This is a genomic window from Streptomyces profundus (assembly GCF_020740535.1).
Lineage (GTDB): Bacteria > Actinomycetota > Actinomycetes > Streptomycetales > Streptomycetaceae > Streptomyces > Streptomyces profundus.
On sequence record NZ_CP082362.1, the window covers coordinates 1,959,790 to 1,973,322 of the forward strand.

At 73.5% G+C, this 13,533-nt stretch carries 11 protein-coding genes; 4 read left to right on the top strand and 7 right to left on the bottom strand.

All coding sequences use genetic code 11. The features are described 5' to 3' along the window. Positions 1 to 340: 340 nt before the first annotated feature. From K4G22_RS08390 to K4G22_RS08410, 4 genes are all read right to left on the bottom strand, one after another. A complete protein-coding gene (locus K4G22_RS08390; RefSeq protein WP_228079263.1) occupies positions 341 to 3,631 on the bottom strand; it encodes an SAV_2336 N-terminal domain-related protein in 3,291 nt (1,096 codons plus the stop codon). A gap of 6 nt (positions 3,632 to 3,637) precedes the next feature. Beyond that, positions 3,638 to 4,705 (bottom strand): AAA family ATPase, encoded by a 1,068-nt coding sequence (locus K4G22_RS08395; RefSeq protein ID WP_228079264.1) that lies wholly within the window; start codon positions 4,703 to 4,705, stop codon positions 3,638 to 3,640. Between the two features lie 134 nt (positions 4,706 to 4,839). Next, positions 4,840 to 6,927 carry a VMAP-C domain-containing protein gene (locus K4G22_RS31625; protein ID WP_265590220.1) on the bottom strand — a complete coding sequence of 696 codons (2,088 nt, stop codon included), beginning with the start codon at positions 6,925 to 6,927 and terminating at the stop codon, positions 4,840 to 4,842. A 29-nt stretch (positions 6,928 to 6,956) separates the two neighbouring features. After that, positions 6,957 to 7,343, bottom strand: a complete 387-nt coding sequence (locus tag K4G22_RS08410; RefSeq protein WP_228079265.1) for a CU044_2847 family protein — start codon at positions 7,341 to 7,343, stop codon at positions 6,957 to 6,959. A 135-nt stretch (positions 7,344 to 7,478) separates the two neighbouring features. On the opposite strand from K4G22_RS08410, the gene K4G22_RS08415 reads away from it, so the two are divergent. The 3 genes from K4G22_RS08415 to K4G22_RS08425 all read left to right on the top strand — a co-directional run bounded on the left by K4G22_RS08415 (position 7,479) and on the right by K4G22_RS08425 (position 9,731). Beyond that, entirely contained in the window at positions 7,479 to 7,664 is a 186-nt protein-coding gene (locus K4G22_RS08415; protein ID WP_228079266.1) for a DUF6104 family protein, read from the top strand. Between the two features lie 233 nt (positions 7,665 to 7,897). Then, on the top strand, positions 7,898 to 8,782 hold the full coding sequence (locus K4G22_RS08420) for a DUF4097 family beta strand repeat-containing protein (RefSeq protein ID WP_228079267.1): 885 nt from the start codon (positions 7,898 to 7,900) through the stop codon (positions 8,780 to 8,782). Between the two features lies 1 nt (position 8,783). Then, on the top strand, positions 8,784 to 9,731 hold the full coding sequence (locus K4G22_RS08425; RefSeq protein ID WP_228079268.1) for a PadR family transcriptional regulator: 948 nt from the start codon (positions 8,784 to 8,786) through the stop codon (positions 9,729 to 9,731). Positions 9,732 to 9,790: 59 nt separating this feature from the next. Here the strand turns inward: K4G22_RS08425 and K4G22_RS08430 are convergent, their stop codons facing one another. Further along, the gene (locus tag K4G22_RS08430) at positions 9,791 to 10,753 is read right to left on the bottom strand and encodes a zinc-binding dehydrogenase (protein ID WP_228079269.1); all 963 of its coding nucleotides are present in this window, start codon (positions 10,751 to 10,753) and stop codon (positions 9,791 to 9,793) included. A gap of 128 nt (positions 10,754 to 10,881) precedes the next feature. Between K4G22_RS08430 and K4G22_RS08435 the strand changes: the two genes are divergently transcribed. Then, on the top strand, positions 10,882 to 11,424 hold the full coding sequence (locus K4G22_RS08435) for a GNAT family N-acetyltransferase (RefSeq protein ID WP_228079270.1): 543 nt from the start codon (positions 10,882 to 10,884) through the stop codon (positions 11,422 to 11,424). A gap of 170 nt (positions 11,425 to 11,594) precedes the next feature. Here K4G22_RS08435 and K4G22_RS08440 read toward each other — a convergent pair whose 3' ends face one another. Together K4G22_RS08440 and K4G22_RS08445 are read right to left on the bottom strand one after the other, a co-directional pair. Beyond that, positions 11,595 to 12,347, bottom strand: coding sequence for an amino acid ABC transporter ATP-binding protein (locus tag K4G22_RS08440; RefSeq protein ID WP_228083999.1), 753 nt, complete (start codon positions 12,345 to 12,347; stop codon positions 11,595 to 11,597). A gap of 125 nt (positions 12,348 to 12,472) precedes the next feature. Further along, positions 12,473 to 13,498 carry an ABC transporter permease subunit gene (locus K4G22_RS08445; RefSeq protein ID WP_425336629.1) on the bottom strand — a complete coding sequence of 342 codons (1,026 nt, stop codon included), beginning with the start codon at positions 13,496 to 13,498 and terminating at the stop codon, positions 12,473 to 12,475. Between the last annotated feature and the right edge of the window lie 35 nt (positions 13,499 to 13,533).

Sequence of the window (13,533 nt, forward strand, 5' to 3'; positions counted from 1 at the left end):
ACGGCCTCCCGGCGGACCACCACCAGCCTCACGGGCGGGCAAGCCGCGCACCGACGACCCGCGATCGGCCAACTGCCCACCCGACGAGCCACGCGCGCTCCGCGCCCCGCGCCCCGCGCCCCAACCATCGTGACCAGCAACCTCCCACCAGCCGACGGGCGGCAAGCGGACCGCTCCCGGCGGAGGACCGCCACACACCCGACACCGGGACCCGACGAGCGGCCACCAACTCCCCGTCCCCCACCCGAGCACCAGCACCTCGCCGGACGGCGGCGAGCCGCGTGCACCCCGCCGCAGTCGCCCCGACCGCCGTCAGCGGCCCCCGTCCGCCGCGCGGGCTTCAGCGGGAGCGCAGCAGCGCCTCCAGGCGGGTGACCGTCTCCGCGCCGGCCTTCTCGCCATCGGGAAGTCGGCGCCACTGCTGGAGCGCGGAGCGATACGCCTCACCCGCCGCCAGCGGACGCCTGGCCGACTCGAAGGCCAGGCCGCGCCGGTGGAGCGCCGTCGCGGCCAGCCGCACCGGCTCCTTCGGGTCGATCGCGTCCGCCTCGGCGGCCCGAGCGGCCGTCGCGGCACGGCGATACGCCTCGGCCCCCTGGTCGAGCCGCTCGACGCTCCGGGTGTGCCCGAACGACCGGCGATGGGTGTCGCCCAGCTCCAGATAGGCGGTGGCCTCGGTGAACGGCTCCGCCGCGTGCCGGGCGGCGCGTTGGAAGAGGTACTCGGCCTCCCGCAGATCCACCATGTCGACGGTGTCCCGGTAGCGGGCGGTCAGCGCCTGCCCCAGCAGCAACAGCCTTCTCGGCAACCTGACGTCGTCCGCCGCCGTCTCCATGCGGCAGTCCCGCAGCACCCGGACCGCGCGGGACACGAACGGCCCGCCGTCCTCGCGGCTGGCCCGGCGCAGCAGGGCCTCGCCCCACTCCTCGATCAGCGCGCTGTACTCCGGGCGGTCACGGGAGACCGTGCGGCTCGCCTGCTCGAACCGTGCCGCCGCCGCCTCCAGGGCCGACGCCTCGCCCTCGGCCCCGAACCGACGCATCTCGATGCGGCCCGCCCTGGTCAGGCAGGCGGCGTGCTGCCCAGGATCCTCCGCCAACCGGGAGGCGGACTCGACCACTTCGGCGGCGCGCTGCCACTCGTGCTCGGTGCGGAGCAGCGCGTCGACCAGATCGAGCAGGGCGCGCACCCGGGCGTGCGCCGGCGCGTTCTCGCTCTCCAGCGCCCAACAGCCCTGGCGGAGCGAGTCCGCGGCCTGACCCGCGTGCACCCGGGCCCGTTCCGCCTCGACCGCCGCGTCGGCCAGCCGCAGCAGCGCCCGGCCGTGCGCCAGCCACAGCCCGCTGGGCTGGCGCTCGTCCGCCGGCCAGGCGTCCGCCACGGCCTCGACCATGCCCACGCTCTCCTGTAGGAGGGCGGTGTCGCCGCCGAGGCGCCACCGCGCGGTGAGCACCTCGACGCGGTCCAGGGTGATCCCGAGGGCGGCCTCCCGGTCGAGTCCTGGCGTGGCGTGCGCGGCGGCGAACTCGCGGTCCGCCTGCCGCCACAGCTCCAGCGCGCCCCTGATATCGCCGGCGGCCTGGCGTTCCCCGGCCGCCGCGTGCAACACCCGGGCCAGCACCGTCCGACCGCGCGGCGGGCCGAGATGCGCGGCGGCCGTCGCCGCCGCGACCCTGGCCTCGTCGAGCAACTCCCCGTCGCGCTGCACCCGCCAGAGCCGCAGCAGCTGCTCGGCCAGCTCGCTCCACAGCTCCGGGTCGGTGCGGTGGCCTTCGGCCGGGCGTCGGCCGGTGGCCTGCCGCAGCAGCCGGACGGCGTCGAGCAGATGCCGCACCTGGCCGTCAGCGGCGTACGCCGCGGCCAGCGCCCTGGCCCGGCCCACCGTGCGGGAGGGCGGCGGCGTGGTGGCGCCCGGCGGGCTGCCGGCGGGCAGCGGGGCCTCGGGCAGGAACCGGCGCAGCACCTTCGCGGCCACCTCGGCGAACGGCCTGGGCAGCGGGCGACCGTCCTCGTCGGCCTCGCCTTCGGCGTTCCGCGCGGGGCCCCCCGATTCCTCGCCGGCGAGCTGGGCCAGCGCCAGGGCGGGGAAGTTCGGGCCGCTGCCGCCGAATCGCCTGGTCACATAGCCGGAACAGTGCTTGAGCACCAACAGGGCCTCGTCATGGCCGAGTTCGGCGAGCAGTTCGTCGTGCACCCCGTCGACGAAGGCGTACCAGAGGCCGTCGGAGAGGGCGCCGTCCAGCCGGCGCAGCAGGCCGCTGAGCAGCACCTCGGACAGCTCGGCAGGGCCTGAGTCGGGCAGCATGGTGCGCTGGATCAGCTGCATCACCGGCAGGAAGAGCGGCGCGGCGGCCAGACAGACCGCGAGCCGCACCGCGCCGGGCGAGGCGGTGGCGCGGAACCTGGCCAGCAGCGCCGCCGCCGAACGGCCGCCCCCGGCCGGGGCGCGGCGGCGCGCGGCTGACGGCTGGTCGGCCAGCACCCAGCCCACGGCGGCTGGCGCCGAGCCCACGCCGGTGCCGGCGAGCAGGCTCGCCCAGGCCCCCAGAGCGACGGCGGTCGGCGGCAGCACGGGCACCGCGACGGCGGCCGGGTCGACCGGCGGCGCGGCGGCCATCCCGTCGACGGTGAACCGCAGCCGCACCGAGGCGGCCGGGCCCTCCTCGCGCAGCAGGGTGCCGTAGCTGGCGGGGAGCCGGGTGCGCGCCCACAGCCGCTGGGGCAGCGGCTGCACCACGGCGACGGGGGCGTGCCGGGCCAGCGCGTGCAGCAGGCGGTGCGCCGTGCCCTCCCGCCAGAGGGGTCCCGTGCAGTCGCTGACCACCACCGTGAGCCGGCGGCCCGTGGGGTCGCGCAGCTGACGGGCGGGGCGGAGCGCGGCGTCCCCCGGGGCGAACCGGCGGCTCACCGCCGGGCTGCCGTCGGGCGAGCGGTGCAGATAGTGGACCTGGATGTCCCGAAAGGCGCCCAACCGGCCGAAGACCTCGGCCAGTTCGCCCAGCATCCGCTGCCAGACCCGCATCGCGGGGGCCGCGTCCATCAGCAGTTGGAGATCCGTGTGACCGCGTGGCTCGGCACGGAAGACCGGCGTGAGAAGCCCGCCGGCGCGCGCCGTCTGGTGCACGGTGGCCTGCTCGTCGAGACTCAGGCCACGGCCGGTGTTCGAGGGCCTGGAGGGTGGGGTGTAGCGGCGCAGCGGGCGGAGCGCGCGCTCCATTCCCAGCAGCCCGGGGAGCGCCCTGGCCTCGGGCACGCCGACCGGCAGCGCCTCGCCCGGCGGCCCGTCGACCGGCTGTCCCGAGCCGCTCGGATCGGCGTAGAGCAGCACCGAGGCGTCCTCGGGGCGCGGCAGCCTGCCGGCGCCGGCGCGGGGGCGCTTCTGGTCCTTCCCCTGGCGCGCGTCCTCGTCGGTGCGCCTCTCCCGGGCGGCGCGCGCCGGGGCGTCCGGCGCGCCGCCGGGCGCCCCCGAAGGACCCGCGCCGGCCCGGTGGCCGGCGTCGGGCGCCGAAGCGCCGGTGTACTGCGCCAGCCACAGGGCGTCGGACAGCTCGGCCCAGGTGGGATCGAACCCCGCACCGCGCAGGGCCCCGATGAGGGACGCCAGTTGGTCTCGGCCGGCCGCTTGGGACATCGGAGCCTACCTGGGTTGATCGAGGCGCTGGATGAGCATGTCGGCCAGCCGGTCGCGGGTCGGAAGCTCGGCGTGGTGGGTGAGGTAGATGGCGTTCAACAGCTGGTCGGTGGCGAGTTGCTCGGTGCGCGAGCGCTCCAGGAAACGGTTGATCAGATCCTCCCCGACCCGGGTCAGCTCGTCGCCGAGATGTGCCCTGACCACCGTGGCCAGCCGCTCGTGGTCGGGGCGGCCCAGCTCCAGCGGGATGCAGCGGCGCAACAGCGGGGCGGGGAAGTCGCGTTCGCCGTTGCTGGTGAGCACCACGAAGGGGAAGGAGTGGCAACGGATCCGGCCGTCCCTGACGGTGACCCGGGTGCCGTCGTCCGTGAGCACCTCGACCTCGGGCTCGCGCTCCGCGATCCGTTGGAGCTCGGGGATGGTGAACTCGCCCTCCTCCAACACGTTCAACAGATCGTTGGGGAGGTCTATGTCGCTCTTGTCCAACTCGTCGATCAGCAGCACCCTCGGCTTCGCCGTGGGCAGCAAGGCCGTGCCCAGCGGTCCGAGCCGCAGATAGCTGCCGATCCCGCCGGGCACCAGGGGCGCCGGCACCCCGGCGGCCCGGCCGCTGGCGGCGATCTGGGTGTCCTGGAGGCGGGCGATGGCGTCGTAGTGGTAAAGGCCGTCCTCCAGCCGACTGCGGCTGACGACGGGCCAGTGCAACACCCGGCCGAGGCCGAGCTCGAAGGCGACCGAGTGGGCCAGGGTGCTCTTGCCGGTGCCTGGGCTTCCGGTGACCAGCAGGGGGCGGCGCAGATAGAGCGCCGCGTTTATGATCTCCAGCTCCTCGGCGCTGGGCCGATGCATCTCCGCGAGATGCCGGAACGCGCCCAGCCGACGCGCCGACGCGCTGTCCGTGTCCGGGCCCGGCGCGACCAGCGGCTGACCGTCGAAGTCCCGCCAGGGCGGCGGCTTGGGCAGCGCGTGGATGCCCTCGTGCCGCTCCCCCGTGCCGCGGTAGATCAACCACTCGCCGCCGGCCGACTCGTGGGCGGCGGTACCTTCCTGACCATTGGTTTCAGAGACTGCCACCGCATACTCCTCATCGGTTGTCCGCCATGCAGGCGACCGCCCGGCCTCGACGCTCCCGACCGTAGCCGGGGAGAAGGACCACGCCCAGAGGAAGGGCGGGGCGGATCGGGTCAACCTGGCCGGGCCGCGCTCGCTCACGGCGCCTCCAGAAAGTCGTCCTCGCCGAGCAACGGCCCCCGGGGGTCGGCGTAGAGCAGCGCCAGCTGCCTGGACCAGCCGGCCTCGGCGGCGCTGCCAGCCGCGGCCTCGCGCAGCCGCCACAGCGCCGCGGGCAGCCGCCCCGCCTGCCCGGCGCCGCCGACCGCGCCCGCCACCCCCTGGTGGAAGTCGCCGCACTCCGGATCGCGCTCCGCGATCTCCCGTCGCCACAGGATCACGTTGTACCCGCTGGCCATCACCCGATGCAGCGCGGCCGGCTCACCACCGCTGGCCGGCGTGTGGCAGAGCACCGGAACGGTGGCCGGATCGCGAGCGATCAGCGGAACCGTCCTGGGCAGCGAACCCGTGGACTCGGCGTGGCAGTCGAGTATGTCGGGAACCATCCGCCCCTGATGCTGACTGGTCCAGCGGTTGAGCCGCAGCGTGCGCATCTCCTCGCTGTCCTCGGCGCCCGCCACCGGGTTCGTGCACCGCACCACCACCGGGCGGCGCTCGCCCAGCGTGGGCCCGTCCTGCGCCAGCCGCCACCGCTCCACGGGGAAGCCGAGCAGGGAGTAGGGCACGGCGACATGCAGCGGCACCGGGCTGCGCGGCTCGTCACCGCGCCGGAACGCCTCGGCCAGCGCCGCCCGCAGCGGTCCTGGCGGATCGCCCGGGCCGACCGCCCTGAACTCCTCCGCGATGGAGGTGAGCTGGCCGTCGCCCCTGACGGCACAGACCCGCCAGTCGTAACGGCCCTGCTCCCAGCCGTGCGGCGTGATCTCCAGCAGCACATGGGAATCCACCTCGCCGGCCCGCTCCTCCGGGAGGTCGAGCAGCTCCCACTCCGTCTCCAGGAGCGGGTCGAACCTGGCGGATCGGCGCTGCTGGTCGGCGCGGCGCCGCAGCTGCTCCTCCTCCTCAAGGCCCAGCTGGTTGCGCACCCGGCGCGGCAGGCCCGGCAGTACCGCGGCCAGCCGGTGCACCCACTCCCGCAGGGCCTTCTCGGCCTGAGCCGACGCCGGGAAGGGCCGCTCCTCGGTGGCCACGAAGATCGCGTAGCGCAGCACCGCCTCCAGCTCGGTGACGCCCTGTCTGAGGTCGTAGAGCAGGCCGAGGCCGTCCCGCCAGGCGCGGGGGGCGGGCAGCGTGCCCCCGTAGGGGCGACCACGCACGCGGGTGATCACCTCGGCCAGCTGCTTGGTCGAGACCGGCGGGGGCAGATCGGCGAACAGGCCCAGCAACTCGACGCGTTGGCCTGGGGTGAGGGCGCCAGGCGCGCCGGCGGTCAGCTCGCTCTGCGCGTCCGTCCAGGTGGTCTCGTCCGAGGCCCCGTCCCGGTGGCGCTCGACGTGGAACGTGTCATGGGCGTGCAGCACGCGCTGATAGCCGTCGTCGGCGAGCGCGGTGACCGGGCCGACCGGGTCCGGGAGGCTCCGTAACTGGACGACCGAGGTGGCGAGCCCGCCGTCACTGCCGTCCCTGCGGGCCTTGATCACACCGATCACCTCGCCGCGCGCCAGATCGACCAGCGGCCCGCCGGAGACGCCGGCGAGCATCTCGTCCTCGTTGCCGAGCCGGAGCAGCCCGTCCCCGCCCATCTGGCCCTTGATGGTGCAGCGCCCGCTGATGTCCTCGAAGGCGCCGGCCACCTCGGTGAAGCCGAAGAAGGCGACCTCATCGCGGGTGAACACGCGGGCGGTGCGCTCCGTGAGCCAGACGCAGCCCGGGCCGAGAGGGCCTGGCGGCGGCGGTTCGAGCAGCCGGACCAGCGCCAGATCGGGGGCCGGCCAGAAGCCGCCGCCGGGCGGCGGCTCCTCGGGCTCGGCCCACTCCACCCGGCCGGCGACCGGGCGGTCCACGCCTTTGAAGGTCAGCCCCACCTCGCGCCTCCCCTCCCGACCGCCACCCCCGCCCAGGGCCACGTGAGCGCAGGTGAGCACCCACTCGGGAGCGACGAAGAACCCGCTGCCGCGCGGTGGCGGCGGCGGCTCGCCCTCGGCATACCCGGTCGGCGGCGGATGGATGCGCACGGTGGCGGCGGCGATGAGCGGCGCCAGGGTCTCGAAGGGGTCCTCACCCACCGGCCGTGCGCCCCCGATGTCCCCCCATGTCACGTGGCGTCCCCGGTGGGCCCGACGCCCGGCGTGCCCCGCCAGGTGAGCGTGACCGTGATGGCGCCCTTGGCCTCGCCGTCGGCGAGCAGGCCAACGACCTTGCCCGCCTTGGCCGTCAGCTCGATGCCGAAGCTCACGCTGACCTCGTCGGGGCGGGCGTCCCGCACGCCGTCGGCGACCGAGGCGGCGACGCCGCTGATGAGGTCACGGAAGCTGTCCAGCTGGGCCGCCGCGCGTTGGGCGATGCCCGTGTCCGTGTAGCCGGAGCCCGAAAAGCCGGAGCGCGGCTGCTGTTCGGGCACCTGGACCTGTTCGGCATCCGAGATCCTGGCCCAGACCGGGGTGCCGTCCGGCAGGCTGACCCGGGTGACTTCGCTGCTCATGAGACCCCCGTCGCTCCTCGTGTGCAGGCAGGTTACCGGCCGCCACCGACAGTTGCCTATCCTGAGCTTTCTTTACGCCGCCACCCCGTCATCACGTCCGTAACCGCGTCCCCCTAGTGGAGCTTGGAGCACGCCGTGTACTTCACCGACCGAGGCATCGAGGAACTCGCCCAGCGACGTGGCGAGGAGGAGGTCAGCTTCGACTGGCTCGCCGAGCAGCTGCGCACTTTCGTGGATCTCAACCCGGACTTCGAGGTGCCGATCGAGCGACTCGCCACCTGGCTGGCCAGGTTGGACGACGAGGACGACGGAGACGACTGAGGGTCTGAGACGCGGGAGACGAGGAAGACCGGAGCGTAGCTGGGGGCGCGTCGGAGGACGACAGGCTTGCGCGCCGGTGCGCGCCGGCGCGCACGGTATGAACGCGCAACTGCCCGAACGTCGAGAGCGGTCCCGACCCTTGACGCGAGCCACACGCGATATATCGTGTTCCTTGTCGGAAGCGACAGGGACGTGTGTGGCCGGCCGGTGGGCCGTGATCCAAGGGAGGCGCGATGGCGCGGAACGACGAGTGGTCCATCGCCGAGCCCAGCGAGCTCTCCTTCTCGGAGGACCCGGTCCAGGTGCTGGAGGTCCGGGTGATGGGCGGCACGGTCAACGTGGTGGGCACGGATGAGCCGGTCGCCCGTCTGGAGGTCTCGGCGGTCAGCGGCCCACCGCTGCTGGTCAGCCTGTCGGGCGAGCGCCTGGTCGTGGGCTATCGCGATCTGCCGTGGCAGGGCTTCCTGCCCTGGCTCTCCCGCCGACGCGCCCCTCGGGAGGCGGTGATCTCCCTCTCAGTGCCGCGCGGTTGCCGGATCGCGCTCGCCGCGGTCGGCGCCGAGATGATGATCAGCGGCGCCTCGGGCCCCTGCGAGGTCAACACGATCACCGGGGACATCACCCTGGTGGGGCTCAGCGGCCGGGTCTCCGTCGAGTCGGTCTCCGGGGCCGTCGCGGCCCAGTCGATCACGGGGCCGCTGCGCTTCCACTCCGTCTCCGGGGATCTGACGGCCCTGGAGAGCGGCGGCCCCAGCCTCAAGGCCGAGTCCGTGAGCGGGAGCCTGGTGGTCGATATCGCCGACGCCGCTCCCCCGCCCGATGTGCGACTCGGCACGATCTCGGGCGAGTTGGCGGTACGCGTCCCCGAGCAGACGAACGCCGCGATCAGCGGGCAGACGATCACGGGCGCCATCTCCTGCGCGATTCCCGGGATGCGGGTCGGTGGCTGGCGCCCCAGGCATCTCTCCGCCAGGCTCGGTTCCGGGGCCGGCACGATCAGCTGCTCCTCCGTGTCGGGCCCCGTGGTGCTGCTGCCAGGCCCGGCGGTGGAGGCGTCCTCGCCCCCCGCCGACGAGGCGCGAGACGACCGCCCCACCACCGCCCGTAAGGATATGTGAGATGCCTCCTGTCTTCGGCCACGGCCGGCTCCGCCTCTACCTGCTCAAGCTGCTGGCGGAGGCCCCGAGGCACGGCTATGAGGTGATCCGCCTGCTTGAGGAGCGCTTCCAGGGCCTCTACGCGCCCTCCGCCGGGACGGTCTACCCCCGGCTGGCGAAGCTGGCCTCCGAGGGCCTGGTCAGCCACACGGAGGAGGGCGGCCGAAAGGTCTACTCGCTGACTCCCGACGGCCAGCGGGAGTTGGCCAACCGCCAGCACGAACTGGCCGCGCTGGAACGCGAGTTGGGGGAGTCGCTGGCCGCGCTGGCCGCCGGCATCCGCGAGGATGTCAGCGGCTCGGCCGAGGAGCTCAGGGAGGAGATCCTCCGCGCCAGGGCCGGCGGCGGCCCCGGGGCGGAGGGCCAGGGCCCCGAGGGCCACCAGGACTGGCGGCGGCACGCCCGATGGGCCAGGCAGGGGGCCAGGCGGGCGCGCTCCACGGCGCCTCCGGCGTCGGAGGGGCCTGAGGGTCCTGAGGGCGGCCCCGACGGGGTCGGCCGGGAGCAGTTCGAGCAGGCCGCCCGCCGCATCCAGGAGCAGGTGCGCTCCCGCGCGAGCGCGGGAGACTGGCCCGGCGCGGTCCGCGCCGGGTTCGACGGCCTCAGCGGCGAGTTGGGCGGCTGGAGCCGCTGGGTCGAACCGCACGCGCCCTGGCCGGGGGGCTGGTCCCAGCCGCCGGAGGACGAGGCGCCGCCCACGGCCGAGGACGCCGCCACGGCCCGGGAGGGTGGCGAGCCCCCGGCGGATCCGGCGCGGGCCCTGGAACAGTTGTTGGACAGATTCCGCGACGATGTGCGCGACGCCGCCCGCGACCACGGCGTCAGCCAGGAGCAGTTGCGGGAGGCCCGCCGCCATCTCTCGGTGGCCTCGGCCCATCTGGTGGCCATGCTGCGCTCACCCCGGCCCTGACGCCGGCCCCCGCCGCCGTCGGCCCCGCGTGATCGGCCCCGCGCCGGCGGGCCGGCGGGTCAGGGAGTCAGCACGATCTTCCCGAAGAGGTCACCGCGCTCCATCCGGCCCAGCGCCTCGCCGGCCCGGTCCAGCGGGAGCGTCGAGTCGATCAGCGGGCGCACCCCCTTGGCCTGGCAGAAGGAGAGCAGCGAGGCCAGCTCCTCCTTGCTGCCCATGGTGCACCCCACCACCCGCAGCTCCAGGAAGAAGACGCGGTTCAGTTCGGCCTCCGGCAGGCTCTGCCCCGAGGTGGCGCCCGAGATCACCAGGGTGCCACCGGGCCGCAGCGAGCGCACCGAATGCCGCCAGGTGGCGGAGCCCACCGTCTCCAGCACCGCGTCCACCCGCCGGGGCAGTCGGGCCCCCGGCTCGTAGGCCCCCTCGGCGCCCAGGGCCAACGCCCGTGCCCGCTTGCCCTCGTCCCGGCTGGTGACCAGCATCCGCAACCCGGCCGCCGCGCCCAGGATCACCGCCGCCGTGGCCACCCCGCCGCCCGCGCCCTGCACCAACACGCTGTCCCCCGGCCGCACATCGGCCCGGCTGAAGAGCATCCGGTAGGCCGTCAACCACGCCGTCGGCAGGCAGGCGGCCTCCTCGAAGGACAGCTCGCGCGGCTTGGGCAGCAGATTCCACCGAGGTACCGTCACATACTCGGCGAACGTCCCCTGGTACCTCTCGGTGAGCAGCGTCCTGCGCTCGTCCGGGCCCACCCCGTGGCCGGTGTCACCGATCACCGAGTGCAGCACCACCTCGTTCCCCTCCTCGTCCACCCCGGCGGCGTCGCAGCCCAGGATCATCGGCAGCGCGCTCTCGCCCAGGCCGACCCCGCGCAACGACCACAGGTCGTGGTGGTTGACCGAGGCCGCCCGCACCCGCACCCGTGCCCAGTTCGGTGCCACCTCGGGAACGGGCCGGTCGCCGAGACGTAGTCCGCTGAGCGGCTGGTCCTGGTCAAAATGGCTCACATATGCGGCGAACATGCCGCGCACGCTAGCCGGGTCACCGCCCAGGGGCCACCCCACCCACCGCATGTTCCATACAGAACCGCACGGTCCCATTCCCGAAGCGGTCCTGAGGTGGAAAGATGAATCTTTTCGGGGAGGTTGACATGGGGACGTTGTTCATTCGCCGGCTCAGCAGATGGCAGGCCGAGACGGAGCGCGAGCAGCTCGGTGATCTGTATGCCGCCGCCTCGCGTGACGACATCCCGGGCGCGCCGCCGGATCGGGCGGCCTTTCTGCGCCGCTTCGTCGACTTCGAGGTGCAGCAGCCGGATTTCGATCTGGTGCTGGCGGGCGATCCACAGCCGGCCGGCTATGCCTATGGCTTCGTCGCCGAGCAGTACGGCTCATGGTGGCCGGGATTCCGCGAGGAGGCGCGGGATCTGCCTCAACTGGCCGACTCCCGCCGCGTGTTCGTGGTCTCCGGGCTGCTGGTGCACCCGCGGCGGCGGCGCCAGGGGCTGGCCGGACGGCTGCTGCGCGAGCTGCTCTCCCGGGGCACGGCCTCCGTGGCGCTGGCGCTGATCGAGCCGGACAACGTCGCGGGGCAGACCACGGCACAGTCCCAGGGGTGGAGCAAGTCGGGCCAGCTGACCCCGGTGGACGGCACCCCCCTGGGCGCCTGGACCATCCCGCTGACCGGCGGCTGACCCCAGACGGCCGATCCCGGGCCCGCCCGGCGACGGCCGCCGTTACGACGGCCCGCGCCGCGACGGCGCGGGCCGGCCACGGCACGGCGGCGGCTCGCCGGAACGTCCAAACGCCGGAACGTCCAAACGTCCGAACGTCGCGGCGTCGCCGCCTCAGCGCACCCCGGGGTTCAGAGGACCTTGGACAGGAACGCGCGGGTGCGTTCCTCGCGGGGATCGCCCAGCACATCGCGCGGGGCGCCCGTCTCCACGACCGCGCCCTCGTCCATGAAGACCAGGCTGTCGCCCACCTCACGGGCGAAGCCCATCTCATGGGTGACCACGATCATGGTCATGCCGGACTCGGCGAGCTTGCGCATCACGTCCAGCACCTCGCCGACCAGCTCGGGGTCGAGCGCCGACGTCGGCTCGTCGAAGAGCATCAGCTTCGGCTCCATCGCCAACGCGCGGGCGATGGCGACCCGTTGCTGCTGCCCGCCGGAGAGCTGCGCCGGGTAGTTCAGCATCCGGTCGGACAGGCCCACGCTGGTCAGCAGCAGCGCGGCGCGTTCCCTGGCCTCCGCCTTGGGCACCCGCTTGACCTGGACCGGCGCCTCCATCACGTTCTCCAGGGCGGTCATGTGCGGGAAGAGGTTGAAGCGCTGGAAGACCATGCCGATATCGCGGCGCTGCTGGGCGACCTCGCGTTCCCGCATCTCGTAGAGCTTGTCCCCGCGCTGCCGGTACCCAACCAACTCGCCGTCCACCCAGAGCCGGCCGGCGTTGATCTTCTCCAGGTGGTTGACGCAGCGCAGCAGGGTCGACTTGCCGGACCCCGAGGGGCCCACCACGCAGGAGACCTCGCCGAAGGCGACTTCCAGATCGATGCCCTTGAGGACCTCGACCACGCCGAAGCGCTTGTGCACCCGCTCGGCCTTGACCATCGGATGGTCGGACGCCGGCTCGCCGGGCTTCGCGAGGTCGACCACCGTGGCGTCGACGGTCGGTCGCTCGGCCAGGGCCGGGTCGGATGCCGGCCGCTCGGACGCCGCTTCGTCGGACATCGCGTTCACCCTCCACTCGCGTCAGAGCCGCCGGAGCCGCCGGAGCCACCGGAATCGCCCGAGCCGCCGGCCGGGCCGGTGGGACTCTTGGTGCGGAAGCTGGTCAGCTGGGTGCGCACCCGGTGCCAGGCGGTGGGCGACCGCTCCTGCTGGCTGCCCTTGGCGAAGTGCCGTTCCAGGTAGTACTGACCGATGCTGAACACCGTGGTGAGCACCAAGTACCAGGCGGTGACCACCAGCAGCATTTCCATGACCGCGAGGTTTCGGGAACTGATGGTATTGCCGGCGCGGAACAGTTCGTTGTACTGGATCGCGTAGACCAGCGACGAGGTCTTCAGCATGTTGATGAACTCGTTGCCGGTGGGCGGGATGATCACCCGCATCGCCTGCGGGAGCACGATCCGGCGCAACGTCTTGCCGTTGTTCATCCCGAGCGCGTGCGCCGCCTCGGTCTGCCCACGGTCGACTGACTGGATGCCGGCCCTGGCGATCTCCGCCATATAGGCGGCCTCGTTGAGCCCAAGGCCCAGCAGCGCGGCGAGGAACGGCGTCATGACGTCGTTCATCTCGTCCTTGTAGAACCCGAGGTTCACCGTGTCGAAGATGTACGACAGGTTGTACCAGAGGAACAGCTGCACCAGCACCGGAGTGCCCCGGAAGAACCAGATATAGCCCCAGGCCACGCTGGAGAGCACCGGGTTGGCGGAGAGCCGCATCACGGCCAGGATCACGCCGAGGACCACGCCCAGGAGCATGGCGAGCAGCGTGATCCAGAGCGTCTTGCCGGCGCCCTCGACGATGGTGTCGTAGGTGAGGTACTCCCCCACCACATCCCAGTTGATCTTGGCCTGGACGAAGGCCCACACCACCGCGCCGAGCAGCGCCAGCACGATGACGGCGCCGATCCACCGTCCCCAGTGCCGCACCGGGATGGCGACGATGTCCTCGGGCGGCACCTCGGCCGCCGACTCATCGACGGCCGGGGGCTCGTCCTTCGAGGCGGGGGACGGTGGCTCGCGGAAGTCTGACACGAAGATCGCCCTCGCTGACTGTCGCTGCTGACGGG